The sequence below is a fragment of the Archangium sp. genome (assembly GCF_036389735.1).
Taxonomy (GTDB): domain Bacteria; phylum Myxococcota; class Myxococcia; order Myxococcales; family Myxococcaceae; genus Archangium.
This window is the reverse complement of sequence record NZ_DASVWK010000747.1, coordinates 1-9,921: the sequence shown is the minus strand read 5'-3', so window position 1 is coordinate 9,921 and position 9,921 is coordinate 1. Positions and strand designations below refer to the sequence as shown.

6 protein-coding genes are annotated in these 9,921 nt (G+C 69.6%); 2 read left to right on the top strand and 4 right to left on the bottom strand.

Annotated elements, in window-relative coordinates; genetic code table 11:
• Window positions 1–1,554, top strand: a 1,554-nt coding sequence (locus VF794_RS26570) for a type IV pilus twitching motility protein PilT (RefSeq protein WP_414640957.1), incomplete at its 5' end; no start/stop codon positions are given.
• A 2-nt stretch (window positions 1,555–1,556) separates the two neighbouring features.
• Complete coding sequence (locus tag VF794_RS26565; RefSeq protein ID WP_331115128.1) at window positions 1,557–2,678, top strand: PilT/PilU family type 4a pilus ATPase; 1,122 nt, start codon at window positions 1,557–1,559, stop codon at window positions 2,676–2,678.
• Between the two features lie 3 nt (window positions 2,679–2,681).
• Here the strand turns inward: VF794_RS26565 and VF794_RS26560 are convergent, their stop codons facing one another.
• The 4 genes from VF794_RS26560 to VF794_RS26545 form a co-directional block, all read right to left on the bottom strand.
• Window positions 2,682–4,691 (bottom strand): ATP-dependent DNA helicase, encoded by a 2,010-nt coding sequence (locus VF794_RS26560; protein WP_331115126.1) that lies wholly within the window; start codon window positions 4,689–4,691, stop codon window positions 2,682–2,684.
• Window positions 4,692–4,808: 117 nt separating this feature from the next.
• On the bottom strand, window positions 4,809–7,346 hold the full coding sequence (locus VF794_RS26555) for a PAS domain-containing protein (protein ID WP_331115124.1): 2,538 nt from the start codon (window positions 7,344–7,346) through the stop codon (window positions 4,809–4,811).
• A gap of 171 nt (window positions 7,347–7,517) precedes the next feature.
• Window positions 7,518–8,705: a DUF3570 domain-containing protein gene (locus tag VF794_RS26550; protein ID WP_331115122.1), complete on the bottom strand. Its 1,188-nt coding sequence runs from the start codon at window positions 8,703–8,705 to the stop codon at window positions 7,518–7,520.
• Window positions 8,702–9,921, bottom strand: a 1,220-nt coding sequence (locus tag VF794_RS26545) for a hypothetical protein (protein ID WP_331115121.1), incomplete at its 5' end; no start/stop codon positions are given. The genes VF794_RS26550 and VF794_RS26545, both read right to left, overlap by 4 nt.

Sequence of the window (9,921 nt, the reverse complement as noted above, 5' to 3'; positions counted from 1 at the left end):
GCGGCCGGCGCCTTCGAGGCGTTGGACCCGGCCCTCCTCACGGCCGAGGGGCTGCAGGGGATGCTGAATGCCCTGGTGGGAGAGGCCCGCGCCGCCACCGTCTCCGACAAGCCCAGCCAGTGGGCGATGCGCCTGGAGGGCCTGGGCCCCGTCATCGTCGGAGCCCTGCGCCGGGGAGAGGTGCTCAACGTGCGCGTCCTGCGCACCGAGCCGCAGCAGCCCGGAGCCTCCGCGCCCGCCGCTCCCGCCCCCAAGCCCGCCCGGCCCGCCGCGGGCGTCCAGATCATCGCGCCGGAAAAGGAGAAGCCCGCGCAGCCGGCACCGGAGCCCCAGCCACCTCCCCCCGCCGAGCCCGCCGCCGAGGCGGCGCCCTCGGGTCCGCGCCTCGTGGTGCGGCCGGAGTCCGCGCGCGACCTGGCCATGTTGCTGGAGGACGCACGCAACGTGGGCGCGAGCGACCTGCACGTCATCGCCGCCCGCCCTCCCCTCTTCCGCATCGTCGGCGAGCTGCTGCCCCACGGCGAGCCCTTGTCCCCCGAGGGCGTGGAGAAGCTGCTCCTGCCCCATGTGCCCGCGCGGCTGCGCCCCGTGCTCGACCGCGACGGCAGCTGTGACTTCTCGTTGGACCTGCACCACGCCGGCCGCTTCCGCGTCAACATCTGCCGCCAGCGCACCGGCTACAAAGGCACCTTCCGCGTCATCCCACGCGACATTCCCACGCTGGAGTCGCTCGGCCTGCCGGCGGACATCGCCAAGGCCACCCATCACCACCAGGGCCTCATCGTCGTCACCGGCCCCTCCGGCCACGGCAAGACGAGCACCATGGCCGCCATCCTGGACATCATCAACCGTGACACGTCCCACCACGTGCTCACCGTGGAGGACCCCGTCGAGTTCCTCCACCCGCGCAAGAAGGCGCTGCTGAGCCAGCGCGAGGTGGGCACGCACACGAAGACCTTCGCCAGCGCCCTCAAGGGCAGCCTGCGCGAGGACCCGGACGCCATCCTCGTGGGCGAGCTGCGTGACACCGAGACGGTGCGCATGGCCCTGGCCGCCAGCGAGACGGGTCACCTGCTCATCAGCACGATGAACACGCCCAGCGCGGCGAAGACGATCGACCGACTCATCGACCTCTTTCCCCCGGGGGACCAGGCCCAGGTGCGCATGACGCTCGCCAGCAGCCTGCGCCTCATCGTCAGCCAGCGGCTGCTGCCCAACGCGACCCGGACGGGACTTGTGGCCGCCGCCGAGCTGCTGCCCGGCTCCGTCGCCCTGGGCAACCTCATCCGCGACAACAAGACGTTCCAGATTCCCTCCCTCCAGCAGCGCGGCAAGTCGCTCGGCATCGTGCGCTTCGATGACTCGCTCGCCGAGCTGGTGCGCGCGGGCAAGACGACGCTGGAGATCGCCAAGGGCTACGCCGAGAGCCCCGACGAGCTGGAGGCCGTGGTGACGGGCAAGCGGCCCAACGCTCCTCCCGAGCCGACCTCCCCGGATGGAGCCAAGCAGCTCCTCTCCAAGATGGGCAACCTCCTCAACCGCAAGACGGCCTGATCATGACCCCCGCGCCGCGCATCGCCGCCCTCTTCGACAAGCTCCTGGATCAAAAGGGGAGCGATCTCCACTTGAGCGTCGGCCACCCGCCCCTGGGCCGCATCCGCGGGCAGCTCACGCCCCTGCGCGAGGCCCTCCTCTCCCAGCAGGAGATGGAGGCCCTGCTCTTCGAGCTCACCAGCCCCGAGCAGAAGCGGCAGATCATCGAGGACCTCGACCTGGACTTCGCCTACAGCTACGGCACCCGGGCCCGCTTCCGCGCCAACTACTTCCAGAAGACGACGGGGCTGGCGGCCGTCTTCCGCACCATCCCGAGCAAGGTGCTGTCGCTGGCGGAGCTCAACACGCCGGAGGTGGTGCGCAAGCTGGCCGAGCGCCGCAGCGGACTGGTGCTCGTCACCGGCCCCACCGGCAGCGGCAAGTCCACCACGCTGGCGGCGATGATCCACCACATCAACCACACCCGCTCGGCGCACATCCTCACCATCGAGGACCCGGTGGAGTTCGTCCACGAGTCGGCGAAGTCCCAGGTGACGCACCGCGAGGTGGGCATCCACGCCTCGAGCTTCGCCAACGCCATCCGCTCGGCGGGCCGCGAGGACCCGAACGTCATCCTCATCGGCGAGCTGCGCACCAACGAGACCATGAAGATGGCGCTCCAGCTGGCCAGCTTCGGCGTGCTGGTGATGGCCACCATCCACACCAACAGCGCGCCGGCCACCATCGACCGCATCATCAACTCCTTCCCCGCCGAGGAGCAGCCCCAGGTGCGCGGCATGCTCGCCGAGGGCCTCGCCGGCATCGTCGCCCAGCAGCTCATCCGCACCGCGGACGGCAAGGGCCGCGTGGCGGCGCTCGAGATCCTCATCGGCACGAGCGCCATCGCCTCGATGATCCGCGAGGGGAAGGTGTTTCAAATCGCCAGCAAGATGCAGGCGAGCCAGAACCTGGGCATGCAGACGCTGGACATGCACCTGGAGAAGCTGGTGGGCGCGGGCACCATCACCCCCGAGGCCGCCCTGGAGAAGGCCCAGGACAAGGAGTCCTTCGCCAAGGTGCTCCAGCGGCTCAAGCCGGAGTTCGAGATTCCCGAGCTCGGTCTCGAGTCGGGCGGAGGCCACTGAGCCTCAGAAGTCCACGTCGTCCTCGCGCGAGACCCTGAACGTGCTCGTGCCGTTGAACCAGCCCTCCAGCGCGTCGACCTGGTCGATGCGCCGGGCCGGCGGGAGGCTCTTGAGGAAGGCGCGGCCGTAGTTCTTCGTGACGATGCGCCGGTCCAGCATCGCCACGATGCCCCGGTCCGCCCGAGTGCGGATGAGCCGGCCGAAGCCCTGTCGCAGCGCCAGCGCCGCCTGCGGCAACTGGTAGCCCCCGAAGGCCTCCTCGCCACGCGCCTCCAACTGACGGATGCGCGCCGCCACCACCGGATCCCCCGGCGAGGCGAAGGGCAGCCGGTCGATGATGACCAGGCTCAGCGCGTCCCCTGGCACGTCCACGCCCTCCCAGAAGCTGTGCGCCGCGAAGAGCACGCTGGGCAGCTCGCGGAAGGCCTCCAGCAACTGCTGCTTGGGCCGCTCGCCCTGCAACAGCACCTGGTAGGGCAGCCTGTTGCGCGCCAGCGCGTGCGCCCGCTCCATGTTGCGCAGGCTCGTGAAGAGCACGAAGGCCCGGCCTCCCGTCACCTCGCACAGCCGGATGATCTCCTCCGTGGCCGCCTCGATGAAGCCGGGCGCCGCCGGGTCCGGCAGGTGCGTGGGCAGGTACAGCGCCGACTGCTCCTCGAAGTCGAAGGGGCTCTCCACCGACACCGTGCGGATGCTCGTCACCGGCACGCCCTCGTCGTCGTACAGCCCCATCCGCCTCGCGAAGAAGTCGAAGCGCCCCTCCGCCGCCAGCGTCGCCGAGGTGAACACCACCGTGTCCACCCCACCGTAGAGCCGCTCCTGCAGCTCTTTCGCAATCTCAATGGGGCTCGCGCGCAGGAAGACGCCTCGGCCGCGCGCCTCCGCCCAGTACACGTGGTCGTGGGACTCCACCTTCTCCAGGAAGGACAGGTCCGCCACCAGCTCCGCGCACCGGCGCGTCAGCAGCGTCAGCTCCGGCTCGCGCTCGCTCGTGGTGAAGCCCGAGAGCGCCGACAGCGACTCCTTCACCTCTTCAATCTGTCCCGAGAGCATCCCCAGCCGCTCGGGCTTCAGCGCCACCGCGCCCTCGCCCTCGTGCAGCCCCAGCACCCGCGGCGCCTGCGCGAAGAGCGCTTCCGAGTGCGTACGCAACCGCACCACCAACGACGAGAGCATCCCGAAGCGCGAGTCCGTCGGCGGCAGCGTCGCCAGCGCGTCCCGCACCAACTCCTCCAGCCGGAAGCTCGACACCGAGTGCCCGAAGTGGCTCCCCGCCGCGTCCTCCAGGGCGTGCGCCTCGTCGAAGATGACGGCCTCGTACGGCGGCAGCACCCCACCCTCGCCCCGCTGGCCCCGGCTGCGCAGCGCCAGGTCCGCGAAGAAGAGGTGGTGGTTGACCACCAGCAGGTCCGCCGACTCCGCCGCCCGACGCGTCCGCGTCACGAAGCAGCTCTCGTACACCGGGCACTTCGAGCCCAGGCACGTGTCGGCCGTCGTGGACAGGCGGCTCCAGGCACTGAAGGACTCGGGCAGCTCCAGCTCGCTGCGGTCTCCCGTCTCCGTGCGGCTCGCCCAGGACTGGAGGTGCTTCCAGTACCGCGCCTCCTCCCGCGAGGAGAACTGCGGGTCCTTGCTGAAGGCCGCGTAGCGGTGCAGGCACAGGTAGTTGTTGCGCCCCTTGAGGTACACCGCCTCGAAGGACAGGCCCATCCGGTCGCGCAGCAGCGGCAGGTCCTTGAAGAAGATCTGCTCCTGGAGCGTCTTCGTCGCCGTGGACACCACCACCCGCCGGCCCGACAGCAGCGCCGGCACCAGGTACGCCAGCGTCTTGCCCGTCCCCGTGCCCGCCTCGGCCAGGAGGTAGCCGCGCTCGTTGAACGCCTTGTCCACCGAGCGCGCCATCTGGAGCTGCTCCGGACGGTACTCGTAGTTCTCCAGCGCGGCCTGGAGCGCGCCTCCAGGGCCAAGCAGCGTATCCACGGAGAGTCGAAGCGAGGGAGCGGACGAGGACATGGCGTGCGGGCGCGGACGTGAGAGGCCGGCTCGGTAGGATAACAGCGCGCTGCTCGCTCGTCGGGTTTTACGTGGGGGCGTGGAGCCTGCCCCCCCGTGGGCCAACCAGGCGGACTTTCAGCGGGTGGCCATGAGCTGCTCCAGCACTCGCTCCAGCTGGGTGAGGTCGTACGGCTTGGGCAGCAGCACGGCTCCCGGCACCCCGTCGCCGACCACGAGGTCATGGCCCGAGGCGATGACGACCCGCAGCCCGGGACGCTGCCGGAGGGCCTCGCGGGCCAGCGTCACCCCCGACATGCCGGGCAGGGTCACATCCGTGAACAGCACATCGAAGCTGTCACCGGCGAGCGCCTTCTGGGCCTCCTCCGCGCTCGAGACGGCCTTCACGCGGTGTCCGCAGACCTCCAACAACTCGCAGGCGGAAGACCGGACGTCCTCATCATCATCCACCAGGAGGATGCGCAGGTGCGCCGTCTTCGCGGAAGAGGGCCGTGCGGAGAGCCGCTCCTGGCGGTTGCGCAGCTGGTTGCGCAGCTTCAGGGCCAGTTCCTCCCTGCGATAGGGCTTGCTCAGCAGGCTGACACCGGGATCCAGCCGACCCCCGTGGGCAATGGCGTTCTCCGCGTAGCCCGACGTGAACAGCACCTCCAGGTCCGGTAGGAGCACCTTGGCTTGTCGGGCGAGGTCGGGGCTGCGGAGTGGGCCGGGCATGACCACGTCGGTGAACAGCAGATCGACGGGCAGGCCACTCTGGATGACCGCCAACGCGCTCCGCCCGTCGTGGGCCTTGAGCACGCGATAACCCAGCTCCGTCAGTTGCTCCACGACCGTGGCACGCACCGCGGCATCATCCTCGACCACCAGGATGGTCTCGGTGCCTCCCTCCACCGGGCTTGCGGCGACCTCGTTGCGCACCACCTCGGCCTGGAGCGCACGGGGCAGGTAGATCTGGATGGTCGTCCCCCGCCCGACCTCGCTGTCGATGTGGATGTGCCCGTCGGTCTGTTTGACGAAGCCGTACACCATGCTCAAGCCCAGCCCCGTGCCACGGCCCTCGGGCTTGGTCGTGAAGAACGGCTCGAAGGCCCGCTCCATGACCTCCGGAGACATGCCGCAGCCGGTATCGGAGATGGCCAGGAGCACATACGGGCCGGGCGCGACATCCGGGTGCAGCAGGGTGTGCTGCGCGTCGAGCACGACGTTGCTGGCCTCGATGGTCAACGTGCCTGCGCGCTCCATGGCGTCGCGGGCATTGATCACCAGGTTCAGGATGACGTTCTCGAGCTGGTTGGGATCGGCGAACGTGTTCCAGACGCCGTCGGCCAGGTGCATCTGGAGCTCGATGTCCTCACCCAGGGCGCGCCGCATCAGGTCATCCATGCCGCGCAGCAGCCGGCCTGGGTTGATGACCAGGGGTTCGAGCGGCTGCTGTCGCGCGAACGCGAGCAACTGCGAGGCGAGCTTGGCGCCGCGCTCGACGGCCCCCACGGCGGTCTGCAGACGCCGCTGCGCCCGCTCGCTGGCAACGAGATCCCTCTGCAGGAGCTGGAGATTGCCGCCGATGACCTGGAGCAGGTTGTTGAAGTCATGGGCCACGCCGCCCGTGAGCTTGCCCACCGCCTCCATCTTCTGGGCCTGCCGCAACGCGGCCTCGGTCAGGCGTCGCTCGGCCTCGCTCTCCTCGAGTTCGCGGGTGCGCTCGCGGACCAGCTCCTCCAGGTGCTCGCGATACTTGCGAAGCTCTTCCTGGGCGTGCTTCTGCTCGGTGACGTCGTGCCCCTGGGCGAAGATGCCGGACACCGTCCCATCGGGCTCGAGGATGGGCTGGTACACGAAATCGACATACCGTTCGGTGAGAGGCGCACCGGGTTGCTGCTGCACGAGGAGCTGGAGTCCCCGGCCGACGAACGGCTCTCCCGTCGTGAACACCCGGTCGAGCAGCTCGAAGAAGCCTTGCCCCTCGATTTCGGGAAGGGCCTCGCGGACCGGCTTGCCGATGATCTCCCGATGGCCGACGAGCTGGAAATAGGCGGGGTTGACCAGCTCGAAGACGAGCTGCCGTCCCCGAAGGAAAGCCACGAAGCCGGGTGCCTGTTCGAACAAGCGGCGGAGGTGAAGGCGCTCGGCTCCCAGGACTTCATTGGTCTCCTGGATGAGCTGCGCGCGGTGGAGAACCCCCGCTTCCAGCTGCTCCTTGGGGACAACCGCGTCCCGAGCCGCTTCCGCCGCTCTCACCGCCCGCTGGAGGTTCTGGAGTTCCGTCACGTCCACGGTGTGCTGGAGGATGAAGGCCACTTCGCCCCGCTCATCCAGGAGGGGCGTGTGGGTGGCACTCCAGTACCGGTCCTCGATGACCACGCCGTTGGCGGTCTGGAGCGGAACCCGATAGCGAATCAGCGCGAGCGTGTCCGGCTTGCGCCCGGCCAGCACCCGCTCGAACGACTCCCGCAGCTGACGCGCGCTGCTGTTGTTCGGGTCGTCCGGATCGTTGGGAAACACCTCGAAGAGGTTTCGCCCGAGGAGCTCCTCGAGCCGGCTCGCCGTGACCCGGAGATAGGCATGGTTCGCCGCGACGTACCGCAGCTCCCGGTCCACCAACATGTAGGGGTTGGGGGAGAGGTCGAAGAGCGACTTGAAGTCGATGAGGTCGGACATCGTTGAACCGGGGCTGGAGCCCCCTGCGCCCTTCTGTCGGCAGCGTCACGCGGATTGGCCGCGAAACCCTGTTACAGAAGTAGTGCGGCGGACGCGATGCCAAATCCCGGTGGGGGGGTGAAACTCCAGGGGAACGTTCACACGGTGGACAGGGAGGCGAGGTAGTCGGGCTCAGAAGCCTCCCTGCACTCCGAGTGAAACGATGTGCGCCAGCGTGGTGTGCTCGCTGAGCTGGAGATGGCTGATCAAGGAAAACTCGTAGCCTCCCTGGAGATTCAACGCCTCCGCCGTCCCCCGTCGACCCCAGAGGGTCCAGGCGAGCCTGGCCCCAGGTTGGTGTCCTCTCTGTGCACCCAGGCGGATGTCGCTCGAGCGCACCTCGTGGAGCTCTTCGTAGCGGGGCGAGTAGAAGCTCGCCGGCCACTGCCGGAAGAAGCGGTAGCGCACCGAGGCGAGTCCCCGCGTGCCCACCTCCACCGCCAGCGCGGCCTCCGGCGCCAGCGCCCGGACGCCCCACGTGTCCACGTAGACCCCCTGCCGCGCGTGCACCGCCACGCCCTGGCCCAGCGCCCAGGACAGGCCCGCGTACCCCGTGAAGCGGCTCCGCCTGTCCGGCAGGTGCTCCGGGAAGAGCGTCGTACGCACCCACGCGCGCCGGTAGGGGCTGCTGAGTTGCCCCGACTGGAAGGAGGCCCCCAGTCCCGCCGACGCCATCAACGACGGGGACAGGAGTTGGGTGAGCGCCGCCCCCGTCACGAGGCGCATGTGCGTCGCCGGCCACAGCTCCGTCTCACCCGGAGGTGCCTCCAGCGGGCTCACCCGATCCCTGCCGTAGCCCACGAAGCCCGACAGCGCCGTGTTGCGCTCGAAGAGCTCCACCGAGCCCGCCACCCGTGCCGAGAAGGCCAGGTAGTCCGTCTCGGTGCTCACGCGCCCCGACACTGCTACCGCCACGGGGGTGTCCCCCATCCGCCGCGCCAGCTTCACCGCCGCGCCGCCCTCGAAGCGCCACTCCTCCAGGTGCTCGCCCTCCACCACCCGCACCGAGGCCCCCGTGATGGCGTCCACGTCTCCCTCGTGCGTGTGGCCCGTGTCCGGGTTGCCCTCGTCCACGTTCACGGAGTCGGGCCGGCTCACCTCGATGCGGTCCGCCAGGCCTCGCAGCTCCACGGAGAGCCCCTCCTTCACGGGCTGCTCCACCGTCATTCCGGTGGTGACGACACTCAGGCCCTCCCCGTCCATGTAGTAGTGGCCGAGCACCGTGGCCGTGGTGGGCGCACGCACGGGAGTCGGCCGCGCGCCGCTCGCGCACGCGGCCAGCACCCACGCCCCCAGGGTGACGAGGAGGAGCCGGCTCATGGCAGCGGACCCGTATGTGCGCTCGGGCCCTCGTTGGTGCCGAAGGTCGCCAGCGCCAGGGGCCGGTCCTGCACCTTCAACGTGCTCACGACCGTGTTCGTCGTGGTGTCGATCTGGCTCACCGTGCCGTCCTCGGTGTTCGTCACGAAGAGGAACCGCCCCTCCGCGGTGAGCACATCGCCGTGGTGGCCGGTGCTCAGCCCCACCGGGAGGGAGGCCCGCTGCACGGGGGCCGCCGGGTCCGAGAGGTCCACCACCAGCTCCTGGCTCACGCGCGAGGTGTTGTCCTGGAAGGCCCCCGCGGGGGTGATGTAGAGGGTGCGCCCGTCCTTGCTGATGACGATGTGTCCGGGCCCCGCCTTCGCCGCCGCCGTGCTCGCCAGCACCAGGTCACACCCGGGACCCCGGTAGAGCAGCGGCACCTGGCGGACGACGGTGTCGGTGCTCGCGTCGACGACCACGAGCTGTCCCATCTGGCACGTCACGCCCGGGGCCTTGCCCTCGCGAGGCGACTCCTGCAACGAGTAGATGTAGCGGCCATTGGGGTGCGCCTTCGTGTAGCCGCCGCCCGTGCCCTCGGTGCGCAGCAACTGGAAGGTGGGAAGCTCCGCATCCAGGTCGATGGTGACGATGTCCCCCGTCGCGGTCAGGTTGCAGTAGGCCTTGCCGGAGACGGTGGAGGTGGCGCAGCCATGGGGCGCCGGAGGGACGCCGCCCTGGTAGTTGGCCGCGCAGGGGCGGCTCGGGCCCCAGCCGAGGTCCGCGGCGGACACCTTCAGCACCCGCCGCACGTTGCCCACGTCCGAGTAGTCGAAGACGCTCAGCGTGTCCTCGCAGTCGGCGATGTTGCTGATGACCACGCGCTCGCGGGTGTTGCTGAAGCTCGCCTTGTGGTGCCCGTTGCCGAGCCGCACCTCGCCCACCGGCTGGAGGTACGTGCCACTTCCCCGCGCCACATCCACGAAAAGAGCCGAGTTCGTCCCCGGTGCCCCGTTTCCATCATTGAGGGTGAGCCAGTAGCGCTTGCCGTTGCGCGCCGGGCTCACGTACGAGTGCACCGGCCGCGTGGCGCCCAGGCTGGAGGACGGCAGCCGTGCCTTCTCCAGCATGGTGGTCCCGTCGACGATGAGCACCTGGTTCTTGTTGGTGAGGTGGACGAGCAGCGTCCCGTCCTCGAGCACCTGCGGATCCACCGGCGACGTCACGTCCTCCACCG

Excerpts from the sequence above, each read along its gene's own strand:
- VF794_RS26565 (WP_331115128.1), top strand. The coding sequence starts at position 1,557 with ATGACCCCCGCGCCGCGCATCGCCGCCCTCTTCGACAAGCTCCTGGAT.
- VF794_RS26560 (WP_331115126.1), bottom strand. The coding sequence starts at position 4,691 with ATGTCCTCGTCCGCTCCCTCGCTTCGACTCTCCGTGGATACGCTGCTT.
- VF794_RS26555 (WP_331115124.1), bottom strand. The coding sequence starts at position 7,346 with ATGTCCGACCTCATCGACTTCAAGTCGCTCTTCGACCTCTCCCCCAAC.
- VF794_RS26550 (WP_331115122.1), bottom strand. The coding sequence starts at position 8,705 with ATGAGCCGGCTCCTCCTCGTCACCCTGGGGGCGTGGGTGCTGGCCGCG.